The following is a 20,863-nucleotide window of genomic DNA, read 5'->3' as shown; positions in this document are numbered from 1 at the left end:
CAGAGACATGGAGCAGCAGATGACGAAGACTTACCGCATCGGCCAGATCGTGCCGAGCTCGAACACGACGATGGAAACCGAAATTCCCGCGATGTTGCTCGCGCGCCAGATGATTCGCCCGGAGCGCTTCACGTTCCATTCGAGCCGCATGCGCATGAAGAAGGTCGTGAAGGAAGAACTCGCCGCGATGGACGCGGAATCGGACCGCTGCGCGGTCGAGCTTTCCGACGCGCGTGTCGATGTGCTCGGTTATGCGTGTCTCGTCGCCATCATGGCGATGGGGCACGGCTACCATCGCGTATCGCAGAAGCGCCTGCACGAGTGCACGATCGGTAATGGCGGCGATGCGCCCGTCATCACGAGCGCGGGCGCGCTGGTCGATGCGTTGAAGGTGATCGGCGCGAAGCGCGTCGTGGTGGTGACGCCTTACATGAAGCCGCTGACCGAGCTCGTGGTCGATTACATTCGCAACGAAGACTACGAGGTGATCGATTATCGCGCGCTGGAGATTCCCGACAATCTCGACGTCGGCCGTCACGATCCCGAACGCCTGCCGGAAATCGTCATGTCGATGCGCTATCAGGACGCCGATGCCATCGTGCTGTCGGCGTGCGTGCAGATGCCATCGCTGCCGGTGATCGCGAAGGTCGAGGCGATGACGGGCAAGCCGGTCGTCACCGCCGCCGTCGCGACTACTTACGCGATGCTCAAGCAGCTCGGTCTCGAAGCGATCGTGCCGGGCGCGGGCGCGTTGCTTTCCGGCGCATACTGAGGCGGGGAAGACCATGTCGACCTATCTATACGGCGCGAACGTTCAGGCGAACGGCATCCGTCAGCATTATCTGCGCTTTGGCGGAGCACACGTGGGGCGCGATCCGGTGATCATCGTGCCGGGTATCACGAGCCCGGCCGTGACGTGGGCATTTGTTGCGGAGCATATCGGCAAGACTTTCGATACGTATGTGCTCGATGTGCGCGGGCGCGGCTTGTCCTCGGCATCCGATGCGCTCGACTACAGCCTCGATGCGCAAGCCGCCGATCTGAACGCGTTCGCCACTGCGCTCGGCTTCGAGCGCTACAGCGTGATCGGCCACTCGATGGGCGCGCGCATCGGCATTCGCGCGGCGCGCTCGCATCCGGCCGGCATGACGCGCCTCGCCATGATCGATCCGCCGGTCTCGGGTCCGGGACGCCGTTCGTATCCGTCGCAATTGCCGTGGTACATCGATTCGATTCGCCAGGCGCGCGAAGGCATGAGCGCGGAAGCGATGCGCGCCTTCTGCCCGACATGGACGAACGAGCAACTCGCACTGCGCGCGCAATGGCTGCATACCTGCGACGAACGCGCGATACGCACGAGCTTCGAAGGCTTCCATGCCGATGACATTCACGCCGATCTACCGCTTCTGAAGATGCCCGCATTGCTCGTGACGGCGGGCCGCGGCGACGTGGTGAGCGATGAAGATGTGACAGAGATTCGCGGGCTCGTGCCGCAACTGGAACATGTGCGCGTGCAAAACGCAGGCCACATGATCCCGTGGGACGACGAAGCGGGCTTTTACGCGGCGCTCGGCGATTTTCTCGGCGCGGCGCTTGCAACGTTCGACGAAGGAGGCAGACATGCCAGTCAGTGACTATCAGATGGTCGATGCATGGACGAAGGTGCTCAGGCTATCGCGCCTCGAAGCGGGACAGACCGTCACTATCCTGACCAGCGCGTCCACGCATCCGCAGACGCTCGCGACCGCGCTGATCGCGACGCAATCGATGGGAGCGATCGTCAATCGTCTCGATCTGCCGCCCGTGAACGGCGAAAAGGCCTTAAGCCGCGATTCGCTCGCGTACCTCGGCACGACACCGCTGACAGGCAACCGCGCCGCGATCGCCGCGCTGAAGGAAAGCGATCTCGTGCTCGACCTGATGACGCTGCTGTTCTCGCCCGAGCAACTCGATATCCTCAAGACGGGCACGAAGATTCTGCTCGCCGTGGAACCGCCCGAAGTGCTCACGCGTCTCGTGCCCACGCCCGCGGATCGCGAACGCGTGCTCGCCGCGCAGGCGCGCATCGCGCGGGCGAAAGAGATGCATATCGTGTCGGCGGCCGGCACGGACTTCCGTTGTCCGCTCGGCGAGTTCGAGCCGATTGCGGAGTATGGTTTCGTCGATGAACCCGGCCGCTGGGATCACTGGCCGAGCGGCTTCGCGCTGACGTTTCCGAACGACCATCAGGCGCACGGGCGCATCGTGATCGATCGCGGCGACATTCTGTTGCCGCAGAAGAGCTATGTGCAGGACCGCATCGAACTCACTGTCGAGGGCGGCTATGCAAAGCGCATCGATGGCGGCATCGACGCGCAATTGCTCAGCGAATACATGGCGACCTTCGACGATCCGGAAGCGTATGCGATCTCGCATATCGGCTGGGGTTTGCAGCCGCGCGCGCACTGGTCGACGCTCGGCCTCTACGATCGCGAGGCGACCATCGGCATGGATGCGCGCGCGTTCGAAGGCAATTTCCTGTTCTCGCTCGGACCGAACAACGAAGCAGGCGGCAGCCGCACGACCACCTGCCATATCGACATTCCGCTGCGTCATTGCGATGTCTTTCTCGACGGCGAGCCCGTCGTGCGCAATGGCGTGGTACTCGATCGCTGACTCACGAAAACACCGACATGTCCCACGATATCGAAACCTACAAGCGCCAGAGCTTCGGCTCGACGCTGGAACCGCAAGCGCCGGTCGGTCTGTTGATCGTCGATCTGGTGAACGGCTTCGCGAATCCCGAAGTCTTCGGCGGCGGCAATATTCCGCAGGCCATCGAGCACACGATTCCCTTGCTCGCGCACGCGCGCGAAAAGGGCTGGCCGGTCGCGCACAGCCGCATCGTTTTCGCCGATGACGACGCCGATCACAACGTCTTCACGATGAAAGTGCCCGGCCTGCTCGCGCTCAAGGAAACATCGCACGACAGCGCGATCGTGCCGCAACTCGCGCCGCGCAAGGGCGAACTCGTGGTGCGCAAGACGGTGCCGTCCGCATTCTTCGGCACGGGCCTCGCGGCCTGGCTCACGCAACACGGCGTGCGCACGCTGCTGATCGCGGGCGCGGTGACGAGCGGCTGCGTGCGCTCGTCCGTCGTCGATGCGATGCAATACGGCTTCCGTCCGTTCGTGCTATCCGACTGCGTCGGCGATCGCGCCATTGCGCCTCACGAAGCGAATCTCTTCGACATGGCGCAAAAGTACGCCGCCGTCATGATGCGCGACGAAGCGCTCGACTTGCTCGCGAATCTCTGATTGTCCGGGTTTTCATCCGCATGGAATCGACATGGCCACGTCTCTTTCGGAGCGCTCGCACCGCGCAGTCACGCGGCATGAGTTCACGCTGATCTTCGCGTCGTCGTTCGGCGCGCTGCTCGAATGGTATGACTTCTATATCTATGCGGCGCTCGCGGGCACGTTCAGCACGTTGTTCTTTCCGAGCGGCAACGATACGGTCGCGTTTCTCGCGAGCCTCGCCACGTTCGGCGCGGGCTTTCTCGTGCGCCCGCTCGGCGCGCTTTTCTTCGGACGGCTCGGCGACCGCATCGGCCGCAAGTACACGTTCATGGCGACCATCGTGCTGATGGGTGTCGCGACGGTCGGCGTGGGCTTGCTGCCTTCGTTCGAGAAGATCGGCATGATGGCGCCCGTGCTGCTGGTCGCGCTGCGCCTGTTGCAGGGCTTCGCGCTCGGCGGCGAGACGGGCGGCGCGGCGACGTATCTCGCGGAGCATTCGCCCGCCGACCGGCGCGGTTTTTATACGAGCTCGCTTCAGACCACGGCGACGCTCGGACTGCTCGCATCGATCGCGGTGGTCAGCATCAGCCGCGCCGGGATGGACGAAGCCGCGTTCCAGAGCTGGGGCTGGCGCATGCCGTTCCTCGTATCGATCGTGCTGTTGGCGCTCTCGGTCTATCTGCGCACGAAGCTCGCCGAATCGCCGACGTTCCGCGACATGAAGCAGGCGGGCAGGCTATCGACGTCGCCGATCGGGGAGAGCTTCGGCAAATGGGCGAATCTGAAGTACGTGCTCATCATGCTGTTCAGCACGGCATCGGGCGTTGGGGTCGTGTTCGGCACCGGGCATTTCTACTCGATGTATTTCCTGCAGAACACGCTGAAGGTCGCGCCGAATACGGTCAATCTTTTTCTGGCGATCGCGTTGATCGCGGTGTTCCCGTTTTATCTCGTGTTCGGTTGGCTATCGGATCGCATCGGACGAAAGTGGATCATGATGCTCGCGTGTCTCCTGCTCGCCGCGACCACGCAGCCGATCTTTCACGCGCTTACGCACTACGCGAATCCTCAGCTGGAAGCGTTCCAGAAGAGCGCGCCCGTCACGGTGCGCGCGAACGATTGCCGCTTCACGCTGTTTTCCGCGCCCGTGACCGAGTGCGACCGCATACGCTCGTTTCTGAGCGCATCGGGTGTCTCGTATGATCGCGCGCCGCAACGGGCGGGCGAGGGCGCATCGACGCAAATCGGCCCGCTCGTGGTGCAGGGCGCCGACAGGCACGAACTCGAAAAGGCGCTCGTCGCGTCGGGCTGGTCCGCGCACGCCGACCCCGCGAAGATCGACGCCCCGATGGTCGTCCTGCTGATGTGGCTCTTGCTGCTTTATCTCGCGATGGTCTATGGACCGATGGCCGCGTTCATGGTCGAGCTGTTCCCGGCGCGCATCCGCTATACGTCGCTCTCGTTGCCGTTCCATCTCGGCTCGGGCTGGTTCGGCGGCATGCTGCCGTTCGTCGTGTCCGCGATGGCGGTCGCGGCCGGCAACGTCTACTTCGGGCTGTGGTATCCGATTGCGATTGCCGTCGTGTCGTTCGCGGTCGGTGCGCTCTTCGTACCGGAGACGTACCGCCGCGACATTACGCAATAGCCCACGCAACAGTCAATCGAAATGCTTGAGTGAAGTGCGTCCGTACTGATTATTCCCTTCGACCAGTTGCATCATCATGCGCACGAAATGAACGCGATCTTCAGAGCTCAGCGGGGCCAGGAACTTCACCTGGGCTTCGCGCATGCTGCCGTACATGTCTTTCATCACGCGGCGTCCTTTCGCGGTGATGTTCGCGATCTTGAGCCGCCCGTCGTGCGGGCTGGGCTCGCGCTTGACGAGGCCGCGCTCTTCGAGACGCCGCAGCACGTCCGCCATGGTCGTGCGGTCGACGCCGACTTCCGCGCACAGCGATGTCTGGTCGAGCCCCGGACGTTCGGAAAGCGTCGTCAGCAAGCCGTATTGCACCGGCGTGATCGCGAAGTCCTTGCAGCACTCGAAGAAGAGCGCGATATGGATCTGATTGAGACGCCGGATCAGAAATCCAGGGCGCTGCCACAGATGTCCGGTTTCGATGCCGTCGTCGGAAACGGCTGCTTTTTTCTCGGCAACGGTGCCCATCCTTAACCTTTTTCGAAGAAGTTCTGTCACTCGGGAGTTTAGCGTTCGTGCGCCGTGTTTGTCCAAACGGTGCCGCACGCGTGCATGCGCAAGCGCGCGATACGCCGTAAAGATCGTAGGTGCAATCAGAGTTGCGCTTCCAATTTTTTCCGGATACAAATCATCCATCAGCGTACTGACGAATGCTGATGGCGCAAGCGCAAGTTGTCAATGATCGAAGTCATAAAACGAAGTTATAAAACGAAGTCAATAGAACGATGCGTCGCGCAGCTATCAGAGCGGATCTGCTCGTGCGTTTGCCGGATTGGAACGCCCGAATAATCAGCATGCTGATTAATTGGCGGATGCGTTAAACGTCACCTCATCAGAGTTTGGAGCCAAACATGAGTTCTACCCCCGTACAGACGGACGACATCGCCATGCAAGGGCGGTCGATGTCCCGCAACGATATCAAGACGCTGATGCTCGCGTCGCTGGGCGGTGCGCTGGAGTATTACGACTTCATCGTCGCGGTGTTCTTCACGAAGCTGCTTGCCACGGTCTTCTTTCCGCCGCAAACGCCCGAGTGGCTCGCGCAGCTCGAAGTGTTCTGCATTTTCGCGGCGGGCTATCTCGTGCGCCCCATCGGCGGTATTTTCTTCGCGCACTTCGGCGACCGCATCGGCCGCAAGAAAATGTTCGCGCTGAGTCTGTTTCTGATGGCCGCGCCGACGCTGCTCATCGGTCTGCTGCCGAGTTATGCGACGCTCGGCATGGTCGCGCCGCTGCTCTTTCTTTTGTGCCGCGTTTTGCAGGGGCTGTCCGTCGGCGGGGAAGTGCCGGGCGCGTGGATTTTCTGCTCGGAGCATGTGAAGCGCGATCGCATCGGGCTTGCCTGCGGTCTCCTGATGTCGGGCCTGTGCACGGGCATTCTGCTCGGCGCGCTGTCGGCGAAATTCCTCATCGGCAACATGGACCCGGCGGATCTGAAAAGCTGGGGCTGGCGTCTGCCGTTCATCGCGGGCGGTGCATTCGGTCTGATCTCGGTCTATCTGCGCCGCTACCTGCAGGAAACGCCCGTGTTCGAAGCGCTGCGCGCCAAGCGTGAAGCGGATGCGCGCCTGCCGCTCGCGGTCGTGCTGAAGGAGCATCGTGGCGCGGTGATCGTCTCGCTGCTCGCGACGTGGGTCTTCTCGGGCATCTTCGTGCTGTACTTTCTCTACACGCCGACATTCCTGCAGTCGCAATTCCACTTCGCGGCCAAGGACGTCTTCACCAACAACTCGTGGTCGATCTTCGGTCTGATTCTCGGCAGCACGTTCGCGGGATGGGCCGCGGACAAGATCGGCGGCGGCCGCGCGTATGCGATCGGCAGTGCCGCGATGCTACTCGTCACGGGCGCGTTCTATATCGGCCTCGCGTCGGGCAGCCAGTCGGTGTGGGCGCTGTATATCGCCGGGGGTTTTCTGATCGGGACCATCACGCTCGGGCCGTACATCATCGTGAAAAGCTTCCCGCCGGAAGTGCGCTTCACCGGTTTCGCGCTGTCGTACAACACCGCCTATGCGATTTTCGGCGGCACCGCGCCTGCGATTGCATCGTTCCTCGTGGGGCGGCAGGGCATCACGATGGCGCCTGCGTGGTACATTGGCGCGCTTTGCGTGCTCGGCGTGATCATCGGGCTGCTCTGGCGTGCGCCCGTGCATGCCGAGGCGGCGGCCACGCATTGACGCCGGGCGTCTGAACCTCTTGCGATCCCGCATCGAACGCGGCGCGGGATCGCTCTCTCCGAGCGCTATACATGTCCGTTGGCGACGCATCCAGGACCGGCATCGCCCGGTCGTGGCTTTTGTACTTCTCGCTCGCGTTCGCGAGCATGAGCTTCTCCGCGACGGGGCCGGTCGCGATCATCATCGCCGCGTCGCGCGAAGGCGGCTTGAGCTTCGCGCAAACGTCGTCGTGGCTCTTTGCGTCCATCGGCATCAATGGGTTGGCGAGCATTGCGATCAGCTGGAAGACGCGCCAGCCCTTGCTCTTTCTCTGGACGATTCCAGGCGCGATTCTCGCCGCGCCCGTGATTGCACAATTCGGCTTCGGCGCGGCAGTCGGCACGTATCTCGTCTGCGCTGCCGTGTTGCTCGTGCTCGGCGTGACGAACCTCGTCGCGCTGCTCGACCGATGGGTGCCGATGCCCATTGTCATGGCGATGATCGCCGGGCTCTTCATCAAGTACGTGCTGGCCGTCGTGCATTCGACCGTGGCCGCGCCGCTCATCGGCGTCGCCATGCTGCTGGCATTTTTCGGGCTGATGTGGCTGGAGCGCCGTAACGCCGCACCGCTTCCGCCGCTGATCGGCGCGATGCTCGCGGGCGCGGCCATGCTCTTCGCGACAGGCTTTCAGCTGCCGAGCCATACCGGCGGCGCATGGATCGCGACGCCCGCGCTCGTCGCGCCGCGCTTCGACCTCCACGCGATATCGCAACTGCTGCTGCCGATGCTCATCACCGTGCTGTTCGTGCAGAACGCGCAGGGCATTGCGGTGACGCGGGCATCGGGGTATCGCACGTCGCTGCGGCTCGTGACGATCACGAGCGGCGTGCTGACGGCCATTACCGCGCCGTTCGGCGGCTGTCCTTCGGTGCTGGCGGGACCGAGCAACGCGATTCTCGTGTCGGGCGGCACGCATGGGCGTCACTACTTCGGCGCATTGATCGCGGGCGTGCTATGCGTGGCGATCGGCCTCTTCGCCACGGCATACGTGTTCTTGCTGACGAGCCTGCCCGGCGCCTATATCGCGATCCTCGCGGGACTTGCGATGACGGGCGTGCTCGAAAAGTCCTTCGTCGCCGCGTTTCGTTCGGCGCTGCCTTTGAGCGCGATGATCGTGTTCGTCGTCACCCTGAGCGACGTGACGCTGCTCGGTATCGGCGCGGCGTTCTGGGGCGTGGTGGCGGGATGTTTCGTCTATTACGCGATCGAGAAGCCGCGTGCGGGCGACTCGATCGCGTAGCTGCGTTATCGTCAGCTCATCGTCAATTCATCGCGCCCGCCAGATTTTCCGCTTCCAGTCCGACGATCAGATCCATCTCGCCATTGCCAAGCGATTGCGTCGCGGGTACGCCGGCGGCTTTGAGGGCGGCGGCATCGACACGCGATGCATCGCCGAGCGCGACGCGCAGTCGCGTCGCCGCGAGCGGTTCGAGCTTCACGATATTGGCCGCGCCGCCCAGCGCCGCGCGAATCTTCTCGGCGCGCGCCTTCTGCTGCGCGCCTTCTTTCACAGGCGCTGCCGTCGCTGCGGCCGTCACCGTGTCCGGAGTCACGGCCGCGGCGCCCGCCGCCGGCAGATCCGCGTCGCTGCCCGCGGTCTTCAGATACTCCTGCATGTCGGTTTTCATGTTCTCCGACAGCGGCCCGAAAATCGCCTGCACGCCGTTGCCGACGCGCAGGACACCCGCCGCGCCGAGCGACTTCAGCCGGGCATCGTCGACGAGCGCCGGATTTTTCACCGAGATGCGCAGCCGCGTGATGCACGCATCGAGACTCGTGATGTTCGAGCGTCCGCCGAACGCGAGCACGAGATCGCGCGACCGGCCGCCTTCACCGCTCGACGAGACAGCGGCGCTCGCAACCGTATCGTCCTCGCGGCCGGGCGTCTTCAGATCGAAGCGGCTGATCACGAAGCGGAACACGCAATAGTAGATGCCCGCATAGATCGGCCCGAGGATGAAGACATACCACGCATGCGTCGCCTTGTTGCCGATCAGATTGAACATCAGGAAGTCGATCGCGCCTTGCGAGAACGTGAACCCCATGTGCATGTTCAGCGTATTGGCGACGAACTGCGCCGACGCCGCGAGACACGCATGAATGAAGTACAGCACGGGCGCGACGAACAGGAAGGCGAACTCGATCGGCTCGGTGATGCCCGTGAGAAACGACGTCAGCGCCGCCGACACCATCATGCCGCCGACCGCGACTTTCTTTTCCGGCTTCGCGCAATGCCAGATCGCGATGGCGGCGGCGGGCAGGCCGAACATCTTGAAGAGGAACGCGCCCGACAGAATGCCCGCGGTGGGATCGCCCGCGAAGAAGCGGTTGATGTCGCCGTGAACGACCTTGCCGGTCGTCGGATCGAGGAAGCTGCCGGCCTCGAAGAAGAATGGCACGTTCCAGATATGGTGCAGGCCGAACGGAATCAGCAGACGTTCGACGAAACCGTAGACGGTCGCCGCCGTGCGCGGGTCCGAAACCGCCGCCCAGTGCGAGAACGCATTGATCGCCCCGCCGATCGGCGGCCACACGACCGAAAGAATCGCGCCGAGCACGATCGAGCCGATCGCCGTCACGATCGGCACGAAACGTTTGCCCGCGAAGAAGCCGAGATAGGGCGGCAGCGCGATCTTGTAGTAGCGGTTGAACATCCACGCGGCGAGCCCGCCCGCGAGAATGCCGCCGAACACGCCGGTCTGGATCGACGGAATGCCCATGATCATCGAGGGCTCGACGCCTTGCGCCTTGGCGATCACGCCGAGCGTCGCGGTCATCACGAGATAGCCGATGGTCGCGGCGATGCCCGACACGCCGTCGTTCTCCGTGAAGCCGAGCGCCACGCCGATCGCGAAAATGAGCGGCAGATTGCCGAAGATCACGTCGCCCGCGTTCTTCATCAAATCAAGGATGATGACGGGCACGTAGCCGTGGAAATCGGTCGCGCCGAGGCCGAGCAGCAGACCGGCGACGGGCAGGACCGCGACCGGCAGCATCAGCGACTTGCCGACCTTCTGGACGACGCCGAAGGCGTTCTTGAACATGTTGATGGTCTCCTGTGAGTTCGCTTATTCCGCGTAGGGCGCGAGAAGGGCGCGCACTTCGGCGGCCGTGCCCAACGTGATCGCGCGCGCCGCGAGCGTGCGGGCTTCGTCCATCGTGAGGCGCGCGAGCTGCGCCTTGATCGAGCCGACGGCCGGCACGCTGACCGACAATTCGTCGACGCCGAGACCGACGAGCACGGGCACCGCCATCGCGTCCGACGCGATGCCGCCGCACACGCCGACCCATTTGCCGTGCTTGTGCGCGCCATCGACCGTCATGCCGATCAGGCGCAGCACGGCGGGATGCAGGCCATCGGCCTGTTTCGCGAGCTTCGGATGTCCGCGGTCCATCGCGAGGGCGTACTGCGTCAGATCGTTGGTACCGATGGAGAAGAAATCGACTTCGCGCGCGAGCGGCTCGGCGATCAGCGCCGCGGACGGCACTTCGATCATCACGCCGACTTTCACGCTCGCCATGCGGTCGCCGGCTTCCTCCTGAAGAATCTTTCTGGCTGCGCGGACTTCCTCGATCGATGCGACCATCGGAAACATGATGTGCAGATCGCCGATGGACGCCGCCCGCAGGATCGCGCGCAACTGCACCCGGAACATGTCCGGCCGGTCGAGGCTCACGCGCACGCCGCGCAGGCCGAGGAACGGGTTGTCTTCCTTCGGCAGCGGCAGGTACGAGAGCGGTTTGTCGCCGCCGACATCGAGCGTGCGCACGACGAGCGGACGTTCGCGCCCGAGCGCTTGTGCAACCGCGCAGTATTCGGCGGCCTGTTCGTCCTCGGATGGCGCGGTGTCGCGATTGTCGAAGAGGAACTCGGAACGCAGCAGCCCCACGCCTTCCGCGCCCGCCGCAACGGCGTCGCGCGCTTCCTCGGCGTTGCGGATATTCGCGGCCACTTCGACGCGATGACCGTCTGCCGTGACGGCCGTCTTGCTCGCCGCGACTTTCTCTTCCTCGCGCTTTTTCGCCTGCCGCTCGATGCGTTCGCGGGCCTTCGCGAGTTCGTCCGCGCCCGGATTGCGGCGCAGGCTGCCGGTCGAGCCGTCGAGCACGACGAGCGTGCCATCGGACAGATTCAGCGCGTCTTCGTCGATGCCGCAGATCGCCGGAATGCCGAGCGAGCGCGCGAGAATCGCCACGTGGCTGGTCGCGCCGCCGGTCGTCGTGCAAAAGCCGAGCACCTTGCTGCGGTCGAGCGAGGCGGTGTCCGAAGGCGACAGTTCTTCGGCGACGAGGATCGAGTCGGCGGGCACGTCGATATGCGCTTGCTTCACGCCCGCGATCAGCGCGAGCACGCGGCGGCCCACATCGCGAATATCGCCGGCGCGCTCGCGCAAGAGCGCGTTGTCGAGGCGCTCCAGGTTGGCCGCCTGCGCCTCGAACGCGGCGCGCCACGCGAAACCCGCGCTCTTGCCGTCGCCGATGCCGGCGATGGCGGCATCGTTCAGATCGGGGTCGTCGAGCAGTTCGAGATGCGCATCGAGAATCTGCGCTTTCGACGGATCGGTGAGCTTCGCCTTGAGCGCCTCGATCTGCTGGCGCGCCTCGTGCCGTACCGCGTCGAGCCGGGCGCGCTCGCGTTGCGGCGATTCGCCCGCTTCGGCCACGTCGATGACTTCCTGGCGGAACTGCACGATCTTGCCGACCGCCAGTCCCGGCGATGCCGATACGCCCGTGAACTCGTTCGCGTCGGTGGGCGCGGCGCGTTTCGCGATGACCGTTTCCGGCGCGGCCACGGCGGCGGCGGGTGCGTCGCCCGGTTTTTCGCCGGAACCCGACGCGAGCAGGCGGGCAAGCACGGCGGCGGCCTCGGCCGCGTCGGGGCCGGCGGCTTCGACGCGCAGCGTGTCGCCGAACTTCGTCGCGAGCGCCATCAACGCGACGACCGATTTCGCGTTCGCGATGTCGCTGCCGCGCACGATGCGGATATCGGACTTGTACTTCTTCGCTTCCGCCGCGACGACCGCGGCGGGCCGCGCGTGCAGGCCTTGCGGATTCGGCAGGGCGATGTCGTCGGAGCGGATCGCGCCGGACGCCGCTGCGCCCGCTTCCTCGGGCGCGCCACCGACGAACTCGACCGACAGCGCGACGTCCTGGCCCGCGGTGACGAGACCGGTCGCGGGCAGGTAGCGCGTGACGAGTTCGCCGTTGGCGATGACCATTTGCGTGAGCAGGCTCACGGCCCGCGCGCCGACGATGACCGGATCGAAGCGGATCAGCGGCTGGCCTGTGGTGACGGTGTCGCCTTCCTTGACGAGCGGCGTGAAGCCTTCGCCGCGCAGCATCACCGTGTCGAGGCCGATGTGGATGAGCACCTGAAGGCCGTTTTCTCCCGTCACCGTCACAGCGTGCGCCGCGCGATGCAACTGCGTGATCTTGCCGGCGAGCGGGGAGAGCAGTTCGGTGGAGGTCGGATCGATCGATACGCCGTCGCCGACCATTTTTTGCGCGAAGACCGGATCGGGCACGGTTTCGATCGGCACCATCACGCCGGAAAGCGGCGCCATCAAGTCGATTCGTGCCAGACGCTGAGGAGCTTTCATGTGAATTGTGTGTCCCTTGATGGTTTGAGGTCGATTCCCAGAAAGTGCCAGACGATGACCCGCACGAGGACTTGGACGAGGCCTGAGCTAATCATAGGCAACCCATCCGTGGTTCGCTGCGCGAATAAACGCGCGCGAGATTTTAAACACGCGGGCGAATTGATTCGGTTTCTGAAACGTTGAATTTTTAGATACGACGCTCGATTCGCGTCGATACGTCGCATCGAACGCGCCGCAGTCCTATTAAGCTTGTTTTCGACGAAACGCAAGTAAACGGAGCGCGAATCATGATCTACAGCAATAAAACCGAGGCCTATTGGGAACCGCTAATGGAGATTGCGCGGGATGAGCTGGGTATCGAATCGTTCGACGAGGCGGGCGCGGAGATTCGGATCTGCTGCGTCGAGGACATCGGGCGAGCGCTCGAACGGGCCTACGATCTCGGGCTGGTGGTGGGGCATGCGGTGACGCGGGGGGAATGGGCGGAGACGTCGCGGGTGTGAGGCGGCCGCAGATCGCGCGGCGCTGTCACGCGCGCCGCGCATTGTCATCACAACATTTGAATGCGCTTCAGTGAACGGTTAATCCCCCGGTCGGACTGAGCGTTGCGCCCGTGAGATAAGCCGATTCGTCGGAAGCGAGGAACGCCACCACGCGGCCGATATCCGTCGGCGCCGCGATGCCGAGCGGACAACTGGCGACGATCTTCTCGTACTGTTTGCGGTGATGCCCGGACACCTTGCTCTGCTCGCCGAACACGGCCTCCCAGGATGGACTGTCGCGTACGACCGTGACGCAGACGCAGTTGACGCGTATCCGGTCGCGCGCCAGTTCTCTGGCAATCACCTTGCTTGCGCGGATCAGTCCGCCCGCGAACGTCGACACGGCGGTTTGCCCCGGCGTCGGCACGCGGCCGCCTTCAGAGGTCAGGAAGATGACGCTGCCTCCCCCGCGAGGGCGCATGAAGGGCAGCGCCGCCTGAACCGGAAAGAGCTTCGCGCTCGTATTCTCGGCAACAACGGCGGCCACGCGCGCCAGATCGATTTCGGCGAACGGGCCGCGCACTTGCGGTGAACGTGCCTCCTCGTCGTTGCCGCCCGCGTTCGCCACGACGATGTCGATGCCGCCGTATCTGCGCGCGGTCTCTTCGGCCAGTGCCGTCATATCTTCTTTGGATCGCACATCGCCTGCGATGAAATCCACGGTGGCACCGGTCTGCCGCAGTTCGGCGAGAACGGCGTCGGCTTTTGCTGCGCTCCGCCCGCTGATCACCACAGTGGCTTTGCCCGCCGCGAGCTGCAACGCGACGCCTTTCCCGATGCCGCCCGTGCCACCTGTGACGATGGCCACCTTTCCTTCCAGATTGCTCATTGCTTTGCGCCTTCGATGGATTAACAAGTCGGCTCGCGCGAACCCGAAATCAAATCCTAGAGGCGCGTTCTGTCCAAAGCGATTGCCGTTTATCGAACATGTATTTGATGTTTCGTGAATGGCCGACTGATGAAGGCGTTCGTTTGTTTGCAACGCCGCTTTCACGAACCGTCAATAGTCGCAGCAGATTGCCGTGAGTAGCATTCGAGGCACATCGCAGAGAACAGACAAGTGAAGGAGAAAGACATGGAAGCCGCCGTTCAACCCAAGCGCATTACGCAAGCGACAGGAGCTGATCGTCCGCTGTCGGGCATTCGTGTTCTGACCGTAGAAAACTTCATCGCCGCGCCGTTCGCCTCGATGTGGCTTGCCGATGCCGGCGCCGAAGTCGTCAAGATCGAAGTGCCCGACGGCGGAGACTTTGCACGTAGCACCAGCCCGACGAAGCCCGGCATCGACGGACTGCCGAGCAGCTTGTCGTTCCTGCGCGCAAACCGCAACAAGAAGAGCGTCACGCTCGATCTCAAGCATCCTGAAGGCAAGCGCGTTTTCAAGTCGCTCGCGGCCGAGGCGGACGTGGTGCTGGAAAACCTGCGGCCGAACGTGATGGATCGCCTCGGCCTCGGTTATGCGGAACTCAGTCGCATCAATCCGCAGCTGATTTACGCCGCCATCTCCGGTTTCGGTCATGGCGACATCCAGCCCAGTCCGTATGGCGACTTGCCGGCCTTCGATATCGTCGGACAGGCGATGAGCGGCCTCATGTATCGTCCTGAACGCAGCGGCGACCGTCCTGTCTATCTCGGCTTTTCGCTCGCGGACATTCAATGCGGCAATCTCGCGCTGCACGGCATCATGCTGGCTCTGATTCATCGGGCACGCAGCGGCCGCGGCAAGAAGGTCGATATCTCGATGGTCGACGCATCGCTCGTTCTCAACGAAATCTCGGTCACCATGTATTCGGCGACGAAACAGGTCGCACCGCCGGGCGTGCATGCGGTCACCGCACCGTTCGGCGCATACCGTGTCGCGGACGGCTATATCGTTATCGCTGTGATCGGCGAGCACATCTGGAAGCGCTTCTGCGACGTCATCGGACGGCCTGAACTCGTCGGCGATGCGTGCTTTGACAGTGGCACATCCCGGCGGGAGCACATGAACGCGCTGAATGCGCATATCGACGCATGGCTCGACGGCAAGGACCGCGATGAAGCGCTGGGCTTGCTTCGCGCGGGCGGCGTGCCATGCGCGACGGTCAACGACGTAGCCGATCTCTTTGACTGCCCGCACGTCGCCGCGCGCAACATGCTGATGCAACTCGACGATCCCGTGTGGGGCAACATTCACGTCGCAGGCAACCCGATCAAGATGTCTGACGTGCCCGAGCCGGAAAGCAATGTGCCGCCGCTGCTCGGCGAGCACAACCGTGACGTCTTGCGCGACTGGCTCGGCATGAGCGAAGCGCAGATCGGCGCGCTCCGTGAGCAGCACGCGATCTGAGTGTGTCCGGTTCCATGCCGATTGACGACCGGATAGGGCGGGCATAGGCTCTGAGCCATTGGAGAGCCGCCATGACCGGACTGAGCATCCACACACTGACGCGACGCGTCGACCTGTTCACGCTGCGCCTGTTTCTCTCGGTCGTCGAGGAGCAGCAGATGCGGCGCGCCGCTCAGCGCGAGAACATCACGCCTCCCGCCGCAACACGGCGCATCCAGGACCTCGAAGAAGTCGCGGGCATTGCGTTGTTCGAGCGCATGCCGGGCGGCATGACGCCGACTCCCGCGGGCGAAGTGCTCGCGCGTCACGTGCGTCTGATGTTCGCCAATTTCGATGTCATGCGCCGCGAGATCGCCGAATATACCGAGGGTGTGCGCGGGCAGGTCGGCATCAGTTCGACGAGCACGATCATCGTTCATTTTCTGGCGCGGGAGATTGCCGACTTCCGGCGCGACTTTCCGCTCGTGGAGATTGATCTGCACGAGGATGCCAACATCAACGTCGTCGGCGCGGTGCTGTCGGGCAAGGCCGATCTCGCGATGTTCTACGCGACGAACGACGTTGGCCGCGAAGGGCTCGATATCGTCGAATACCGCACGGACCGGCTGGCCGCGATCGTGCCGCGCAAACATCCGCTCGCCGAACGCGCAAGCGTGACCGCGCCCGATCTGCTCGACGAAGACCTGATCGGCATCTCGCCGACCACGTCGATGATGACGCAATTGCGGCAGGCGGCCGCCGCGCTTGGCCGGGACCTGCGCCTGAAGTACACGGTGACGACGATCGAAGCGGCGCGCAGTCTCGTCAAGGCGGGGCTCGGCGTCACGATTCAGCCGGAGAGCATGCTGCCGAAGGAAGAACTCGCCGCACTGGCGATCGTTGCGCTGGACGAACCGTGGGCGAAACGGCAACTGTGCATCGGCACGAAGCGCGGCGCGTCGATCACGCCTGCGACGCGGGCGCTCATCACGCAACTCACGGCTTCAGCCGGCGAGTGAGCGATTAGTCTTGGAGCCGCGCCGAGCGTCGCGCTTCGACGACGCGGCTGTCATCGCCTGATCTAAAAGCACTCTAGGCGCGCCATCCCAGCCCGGCAATTGCAATGATTTGAATCGACGATTCGCGTCATTCGAATCGACAGGCCGTAGCGGAATTCGGGAACATCGAAGCGGCGATTCAAGCGTCGTCACCAGGACGGTTCATTTCACCTGCCTGGATCGAACGGCTCATTCGAAACGCCCGCCATCAGGCATCCAAATATACAGACAGGAGACGATGTGAACCCTTCTTCATCACCAACACGAAGCAGTCTGTTCGTGGTCATGCTGTGCTTCCTGACGATCGCCGTCGACGGCTACGATCTCATCGTCTACGGTGCGACCATTCCGCGCTTGCTGGAAGAACCCGGCTGGAATCTGAGCCCCGCGAGCGCAGGGATGATCGGCAGCTGGACGCTCGCCGGTCTGATGGTCGGCCTGATTTGCGCGGGACCGATGGCCGACCGTATCGGACGGCGCAAGCTGATTATCGCGGGCGTATTGTGGTTCTCGCTCGGATCGCTGCTCTGCGCGATCGCCCATTCGCCGCAGACGCTCGGCATTGCGCGCTTCTTCACCGGGATCGGGCTCGGTGCGGTGGTGCCGTCGTCGGTGGCGCTCGTCATCGAATACGCGCCGCGCAGCCGTCGTCAGCTCTACAGCGCGGTCGCTCTCACCGGCTATCCGGTCGGCGGCGTGCTGTGCGCGCTGCTCGCCATCGCGATGCTCCAAAGTCAAGGCTGGCGCCCGCTGTACGGCTTCGGCGCGCTGTACGTGCTGATCGTGCCGGTTATGTGGTTCTACCTGCCCGAATCGGTGAGCTATCTGCTCGGCCGTGGCCGCTCGGAAGAAGCACGTGAACTCGCGGCACGCTACGCGATCGATCTCGATGAACTCGCGCGCGATGAAGAGCAACATCGCCAAACGCGCGTCGCGGCTGCTGGCGCGCGGGGATATCGGCTGCTGACATCGCCCGAATTCCGCTCGGCGCTGCTGCTGTTCGCGCTGATGTGCTTCTGCGGGCAACTCGTCGTCTACGGCCTCAACGCGTGGCTGCCCCAGTTGATGCGCAAATCGGGCTATGCGCTGGGGTCGTCGCTGCAGTTTCTGCTGGTGATGCAGTGCGGCGCCGTATTGGGCAACCTGACAGGTTCGTGGCTCGCCGACCGGTTCGGCCCCAAGCGCGTGCTCGTGCCGTTCTTCCTCATCGGCGCGATCTCGCTCCTCGTACTGAGCCAGAAGCCGGATGACGCGTGGCTCACGCTCGCGGTGTTCGGTGCGGGTATCGGTTCAATCGGCTCGGTGACGCTCGGCTACGGTTATATCGGCGCGTACTTTCCCGCATCGTGCCGCGGTTCCGCGATCGGTGCGGCACAGGGACTCGGGCGCATCGGCTCGATTCTCGGACCGATGATCGGCGGCTGGGTGCTGGGCTCGAACCTCGATCATCACTGGAACTTCTATGCCTTCGCGATTCCCGCCGTGATCGCCGCCGTGGTTGTGACGCTGATGCCGAAAGCCACGCCATGCGAAGTCGCGTTTGTGGAAGCAAAAAGCACGTGACGGGGACGGCCTGAGTGCAGGAAGACAGCGGTCACGCGCAATCGTATAGGCGCCGGGTGCGCGGCCGTTCAGCTTCCGCATGTCTGATGATGTATCGCATCGCCTCGTCACCAAATACGTCGTTGCCTTCCAACGCGTCTGCGTGTCCCGCGTTCTGCAAGGTCACATAGTCGGCATGTGGGCAGAGCCTCAGAAACTCGGCGACGCCCGTTTCGCTGACGACGTCCGAGTGTTCACCGCGCATGAGCAACGTAGGCAAGGTCAGCTTGCGCGCGCACGCGCACATCCGCCGGCGACGGCGTCCCATGTCACGCGGCCATGCGACGAAATGCGGGTCCCAGTGCCGGCGATGACGATGCTCGTCGTCCGGCCGCAGCACGCACGCACTCGGTGAGTGAGCGGCATCTTCGCGCGCTTCGACGCGACCGGACCCGCGCCGCAGCGATGACTGGATGCGCGCCACGCCTGCCGGTTCCACCTGCGGCGCGATGTTGACGAGAACGAGGGCACGCGCATCCACATAACCTTCTCCGACTGCGAGCAGACTGGTCGCGCCGCCCGTCGCAGCGCCGACGAGCACGGGACGCATTAAGCCCAGCGACGACACGATGCTTTCCAGATCGCGCACCATGGCGGCCTGACTGTAGTTTGCGTCTACCGGCCACCCGGAGTCTCCGTGACCGCGGGCATCGAATGAGACGGCGAAGAAGCCTGCTTGGCCGAGCATCATGCCCGTCCGGCTCCATGAGTGACGCGTTTGTCCCGCGCCATGCAGCAAAAGCACGGGAATGCCGTGGGGGTCGCCCCACGAGTCGCCCGCCAGGAGGACGCCGTCCGCACTTCTCAACCGGTGCATGGGTTGGGAAGCGCTTATCGGACGCGTGCTTGCATGAATTGGAAGCTGCATGTTCATCTGTCTGCTCTTGACCATATGACCAATTTCAAGGCAAAGCATGCGCGGGTCAACGACGACGAACAGGTCGTTCCGTACTCTGAAGCAGGTGAGAGGCTTGAGCGAGCGATGCCAATGCGCGGGCTGCGGCTATGTGTGGGTCCGCAAGCGCCTTATCGCCAGTTTCAGAATACGGAACGGCGTGATCGAATCAATTGACCCGGATATGAGCGCACGTCATGCTAGAAAAAGCTGCTCGCTCAACTGATCAGGAGACGACTCAATGAAGGGAGACACCGGTGCGGCCCGCTCAGCGCTTGCCGTCATCCAGGCTTCGTGGAACGCGTCCGCGCGCAACTGGAACGCGCAAGCCCTGACCGCCGTTTACACGGAGGACGCGCTGTTCTTCGGCGGACGGCCCGGACATGCCATCGGCGCGAGCGGGATTCACGACTATTTCGCTTCGTATGAAGGCGTGATCGAATCGGCCACGCTGGACCTCGTGGAGCAGCACTTCATTGCGCTCGCGGATGATTGCTTTCTCGCTCAAGGCTTCGGCGAGTTTCTGTTCATGCTCAGCGACGGCCGCGAGTCGCGTTCCCGGCTGCGAACGACGCTCCTGATCGCGCGGCACCGGGGTGAATGGAAGATCCGCCAGCACCACTTTTCGGCCTCTCCGGCGTCGCCCCCCATCTGAACGCGGCGTCCGTCGCGCGCTTACTTCGATGCGGCGGTTCCCGCGACGCCGCCTTGCCGCGCGAGAAAGTCCATCGCCGCGTCGCCGAACAGGTCGTTGCGGTCCCCGGCCACCATGTGACCCGCCTGCGCGATGTTCACGTACGCCGCATGCGGACACAGCTCGATGAACTCCTTCACGCCGGCTTCGCTCACGATGTCGGAACTGCCGCCTCGCACCAGCAGCGTCGGCAGCGCGAGGCGTCTCGCGGAGTCGGCGAGACGCGCGTGGCGTGCGCGATGCTCCATCGGTCTTGCGAGGAACTTCGGGTCCCAGTGCCAGCGGTATCGGCCATCGTCGCCGAGCCGCACGTTTTTCGCGAGACCATCGAGATTGCGGCGCCGCGCTTGCGATGGCCGATAGAGGGCGATGGCGTCGGCGACTTCATCGAGTGAACCGAATCCCTCCGGATGCTGTGTCATGAAGGCGCGAATCCGGTTGACGCCAGCGGGTTCGGAGTACGGCACGATATCGACGAGAATCAGCGCGCTCGCCTCCACCTGTTTTTCCGCGATCGCCACGAGACTCGTCGCGCCGCCCAGCGAGGCGCCAATGAGCGCAGGGCGGCGTATGTCCAGCGCCGCGAGCACGCAGCCGAGGTCCGCGGCGAGCGCATCGAGGCTGTAGTCGCCGTGGGCGCTCCAGTCGGAATCGCCGTGTCCGCGCGCGTCGTAGGCAATGGCGAAGTAGCCGGCACGGCCGAGCCGTTCGCCCGTGCCGCCCCATGCGTGGCGTGTCTGCCCGCCGCCGTGCAACAGCACGACGGGCGGTCCGCCGGGATGGCCCCACGTATCGCCCGCTAACCGGACACCGTCGGATCCCGGCCAGGCATGCAGCGGCTTCGGTGCGACGGACGCGGAGCGTGCTCGTTTCATCAGGAATCCTCGGATTGAGGGTGAAGGACGGCGTGCCGGCGCCGTGGAACCGGCGGCGTACCGTACTGAAACTTCTCCGAACCGAGGCGGCGTGTCAA

At 63.9% G+C, this 20,863-nt stretch carries 19 protein-coding genes; 13 read left to right on the top strand and 6 right to left on the bottom strand.

Annotation, left to right across the window (positions count from 1 at the left end):
• The first annotated feature begins 19 nt into the window (after nucleotides 1–19).
• From AWB70_RS08660 to AWB70_RS08640, 5 genes are read left to right on the top strand one after another with little or no spacing between them, the layout of a single operon-like run.
• Nucleotides 20–772 (top strand): maleate cis-trans isomerase family protein, encoded by a 753-nt coding sequence (locus tag AWB70_RS08660; RefSeq protein ID WP_053572083.1) that lies wholly within the window; start codon nucleotides 20–22, stop codon nucleotides 770–772.
• 13 nt (nucleotides 773–785) lie between these two features.
• Nucleotides 786–1,634 carry an alpha/beta fold hydrolase gene (locus AWB70_RS08655; RefSeq protein WP_053571406.1) on the top strand — a complete coding sequence of 283 codons (849 nt, stop codon included), beginning with the start codon at nucleotides 786–788 and terminating at the stop codon, nucleotides 1,632–1,634.
• Nucleotides 1,621–2,655: a 2,5-dihydroxypyridine 5,6-dioxygenase NicX family protein gene (locus AWB70_RS08650; protein ID WP_053571405.1), complete on the top strand. Its 1,035-nt coding sequence runs from the start codon at nucleotides 1,621–1,623 to the stop codon at nucleotides 2,653–2,655. Before AWB70_RS08655 ends, AWB70_RS08650 begins: the two co-directional genes overlap by 14 nt.
• 17 nt (nucleotides 2,656–2,672) lie before the next feature.
• Entirely contained in the window at nucleotides 2,673–3,296 is a 624-nt protein-coding gene (locus tag AWB70_RS08645) for an N-carbamoylsarcosine amidohydrolase (RefSeq protein WP_053571404.1), read from the top strand.
• Nucleotides 3,297–3,327: 31 nt separating this feature from the next.
• Nucleotides 3,328–4,923 (top strand): MFS transporter, encoded by a 1,596-nt coding sequence (locus AWB70_RS08640; protein ID WP_053571403.1) that lies wholly within the window; start codon nucleotides 3,328–3,330, stop codon nucleotides 4,921–4,923.
• Nucleotides 4,924–4,935: 12 nt separating this feature from the next.
• Here AWB70_RS08640 and AWB70_RS08635 read toward each other — a convergent pair whose 3' ends face one another.
• Nucleotides 4,936–5,442: a MarR family winged helix-turn-helix transcriptional regulator gene (locus AWB70_RS08635; RefSeq protein WP_200826401.1), complete on the bottom strand. Its 507-nt coding sequence runs from the start codon at nucleotides 5,440–5,442 to the stop codon at nucleotides 4,936–4,938.
• A gap of 383 nt (nucleotides 5,443–5,825) precedes the next feature.
• On the opposite strand from AWB70_RS08635, the gene AWB70_RS08630 reads away from it, so the two are divergent.
• Both AWB70_RS08630 and AWB70_RS08625 read left to right on the top strand, forming a co-directional pair.
• Nucleotides 5,826–7,151, top strand: coding sequence for an MFS transporter (locus tag AWB70_RS08630; protein WP_053571402.1), 1,326 nt, complete (start codon nucleotides 5,826–5,828; stop codon nucleotides 7,149–7,151).
• A 71-nt stretch (nucleotides 7,152–7,222) separates the two neighbouring features.
• Entirely contained in the window at nucleotides 7,223–8,431 is a 1,209-nt protein-coding gene (locus AWB70_RS08625; RefSeq protein WP_053571401.1) for a benzoate/H(+) symporter BenE family transporter, read from the top strand.
• Between the two features lie 22 nt (nucleotides 8,432–8,453).
• Here the strand turns inward: AWB70_RS08625 and ptsG are convergent, their stop codons facing one another.
• Nucleotides 8,454–10,235, bottom strand: a complete 1,782-nt coding sequence (gene ptsG, locus AWB70_RS08620; RefSeq protein ID WP_053571400.1) for a PTS glucose transporter subunit IIBC — start codon at nucleotides 10,233–10,235, stop codon at nucleotides 8,454–8,456.
• A gap of 24 nt (nucleotides 10,236–10,259) precedes the next feature.
• Nucleotides 10,260–12,791 (bottom strand): phosphoenolpyruvate--protein phosphotransferase, encoded by a 2,532-nt coding sequence (gene ptsP / locus AWB70_RS08615; protein ID WP_053571399.1) that lies wholly within the window; start codon nucleotides 12,789–12,791, stop codon nucleotides 10,260–10,262.
• A gap of 287 nt (nucleotides 12,792–13,078) precedes the next feature.
• Here ptsP and AWB70_RS08610 point away from each other — a divergent pair, with 287 nt between their 5' ends.
• A complete protein-coding gene (locus tag AWB70_RS08610; protein ID WP_053571398.1) occupies nucleotides 13,079–13,294 on the top strand; it encodes a hypothetical protein in 216 nt (71 codons plus the stop codon).
• 67 nt (nucleotides 13,295–13,361) lie between these two features.
• Here AWB70_RS08610 and AWB70_RS08605 read toward each other — a convergent pair whose 3' ends face one another.
• Nucleotides 13,362–14,162 carry an SDR family NAD(P)-dependent oxidoreductase gene (locus AWB70_RS08605; RefSeq protein ID WP_053571397.1) on the bottom strand — a complete coding sequence of 267 codons (801 nt, stop codon included), beginning with the start codon at nucleotides 14,160–14,162 and terminating at the stop codon, nucleotides 13,362–13,364.
• A 246-nt stretch (nucleotides 14,163–14,408) separates the two neighbouring features.
• Between AWB70_RS08605 and AWB70_RS08600 the strand changes: the two genes are divergently transcribed.
• From AWB70_RS08600 to AWB70_RS08590, 3 genes are all read left to right on the top strand, one after another.
• The gene (locus AWB70_RS08600; RefSeq protein ID WP_053571396.1) at nucleotides 14,409–15,662 is read left to right on the top strand and encodes a CaiB/BaiF CoA transferase family protein; all 1,254 of its coding nucleotides are present in this window, start codon (nucleotides 14,409–14,411) and stop codon (nucleotides 15,660–15,662) included.
• A 71-nt stretch (nucleotides 15,663–15,733) separates the two neighbouring features.
• Entirely contained in the window at nucleotides 15,734–16,660 is a 927-nt protein-coding gene (locus tag AWB70_RS08595) for a LysR family transcriptional regulator (protein WP_053571395.1), read from the top strand.
• Nucleotides 16,661–16,984: 324 nt separating this feature from the next.
• Entirely contained in the window at nucleotides 16,985–18,262 is a 1,278-nt protein-coding gene (locus tag AWB70_RS08590; RefSeq protein WP_235024174.1) for an MFS transporter, read from the top strand.
• 31 nt (nucleotides 18,263–18,293) lie between these two features.
• On the opposite strand, the gene AWB70_RS08585 is transcribed toward AWB70_RS08590, so the two are convergent.
• Nucleotides 18,294–19,118, bottom strand: coding sequence for an alpha/beta fold hydrolase (locus AWB70_RS08585; protein ID WP_167351024.1), 825 nt, complete (start codon nucleotides 19,116–19,118; stop codon nucleotides 18,294–18,296).
• Between the two features lie 33 nt (nucleotides 19,119–19,151).
• Between AWB70_RS08585 and AWB70_RS38965 the strand changes: the two genes are divergently transcribed.
• Entirely contained in the window at nucleotides 19,152–19,373 is a 222-nt protein-coding gene (locus tag AWB70_RS38965; protein ID WP_167351013.1) for a hypothetical protein, read from the top strand.
• 64 nt (nucleotides 19,374–19,437) lie between these two features.
• A complete protein-coding gene (locus AWB70_RS08580; RefSeq protein WP_053571393.1) occupies nucleotides 19,438–19,851 on the top strand; it encodes a YybH family protein in 414 nt (137 codons plus the stop codon).
• A 20-nt stretch (nucleotides 19,852–19,871) separates the two neighbouring features.
• Here AWB70_RS08580 and AWB70_RS08575 read toward each other — a convergent pair whose 3' ends face one another.
• A complete protein-coding gene (locus tag AWB70_RS08575; protein ID WP_053571392.1) occupies nucleotides 19,872–20,765 on the bottom strand; it encodes an alpha/beta fold hydrolase in 894 nt (297 codons plus the stop codon).
• Nucleotides 20,766–20,863: the final 98 nt, after the last annotated feature.

Source organism: Caballeronia cordobensis, assembly GCF_001544575.2.
Classification (GTDB): Bacteria; Pseudomonadota; Gammaproteobacteria; order Burkholderiales; family Burkholderiaceae; genus Caballeronia; species Caballeronia cordobensis.
The sequence above is the reverse complement of the archived record's forward strand: the minus strand, read 5'-3'. Positions and strand labels throughout refer to the sequence as shown.

Bases quoted from the DNA above. Each gene is read 5' to 3' on its own strand.
- AWB70_RS08660 (WP_053572083.1), top strand. From the start codon at position 20: ATGACGAAGACTTACCGCATCGGCCAGATCGTGCCGAGCTCGAACACG.
- AWB70_RS08655 (WP_053571406.1), top strand. From the start codon at position 786: ATGTCGACCTATCTATACGGCGCGAACGTTCAGGCGAACGGCATCCGT.
- AWB70_RS08650 (WP_053571405.1), top strand. From the start codon at position 1,621: ATGCCAGTCAGTGACTATCAGATGGTCGATGCATGGACGAAGGTGCTC.
- AWB70_RS08645 (WP_053571404.1), top strand. From the start codon at position 2,673: ATGTCCCACGATATCGAAACCTACAAGCGCCAGAGCTTCGGCTCGACG.
- AWB70_RS08640 (WP_053571403.1), top strand. From the start codon at position 3,328: ATGGCCACGTCTCTTTCGGAGCGCTCGCACCGCGCAGTCACGCGGCAT.
- AWB70_RS08635 (WP_200826401.1), bottom strand. From the start codon at position 5,442: ATGGGCACCGTTGCCGAGAAAAAAGCAGCCGTTTCCGACGACGGCATC.
- AWB70_RS08630 (WP_053571402.1), top strand. From the start codon at position 5,826: ATGAGTTCTACCCCCGTACAGACGGACGACATCGCCATGCAAGGGCGG.
- AWB70_RS08625 (WP_053571401.1), top strand. From the start codon at position 7,223: ATGTCCGTTGGCGACGCATCCAGGACCGGCATCGCCCGGTCGTGGCTT.
- ptsG (WP_053571400.1), bottom strand. From the start codon at position 10,235: ATGTTCAAGAACGCCTTCGGCGTCGTCCAGAAGGTCGGCAAGTCGCTG.
- ptsP (WP_053571399.1), bottom strand. From the start codon at position 12,791: ATGAAAGCTCCTCAGCGTCTGGCACGAATCGACTTGATGGCGCCGCTT.
- AWB70_RS08610 (WP_053571398.1), top strand. From the start codon at position 13,079: ATGATCTACAGCAATAAAACCGAGGCCTATTGGGAACCGCTAATGGAG.
- AWB70_RS08605 (WP_053571397.1), bottom strand. From the start codon at position 14,162: ATGAGCAATCTGGAAGGAAAGGTGGCCATCGTCACAGGTGGCACGGGC.
- AWB70_RS08600 (WP_053571396.1), top strand. From the start codon at position 14,409: ATGGAAGCCGCCGTTCAACCCAAGCGCATTACGCAAGCGACAGGAGCT.
- AWB70_RS08595 (WP_053571395.1), top strand. From the start codon at position 15,734: ATGACCGGACTGAGCATCCACACACTGACGCGACGCGTCGACCTGTTC.
- AWB70_RS08590 (WP_235024174.1), top strand. From the start codon at position 16,985: ATGCTGTGCTTCCTGACGATCGCCGTCGACGGCTACGATCTCATCGTC.
- AWB70_RS08585 (WP_167351024.1), bottom strand. From the start codon at position 19,118: ATGCACCGGTTGAGAAGTGCGGACGGCGTCCTCCTGGCGGGCGACTCG.
- AWB70_RS38965 (WP_167351013.1), top strand. From the start codon at position 19,152: ATGAATTGGAAGCTGCATGTTCATCTGTCTGCTCTTGACCATATGACC.
- AWB70_RS08580 (WP_053571393.1), top strand. From the start codon at position 19,438: ATGAAGGGAGACACCGGTGCGGCCCGCTCAGCGCTTGCCGTCATCCAG.
- AWB70_RS08575 (WP_053571392.1), bottom strand. From the start codon at position 20,765: ATGAAACGAGCACGCTCCGCGTCCGTCGCACCGAAGCCGCTGCATGCC.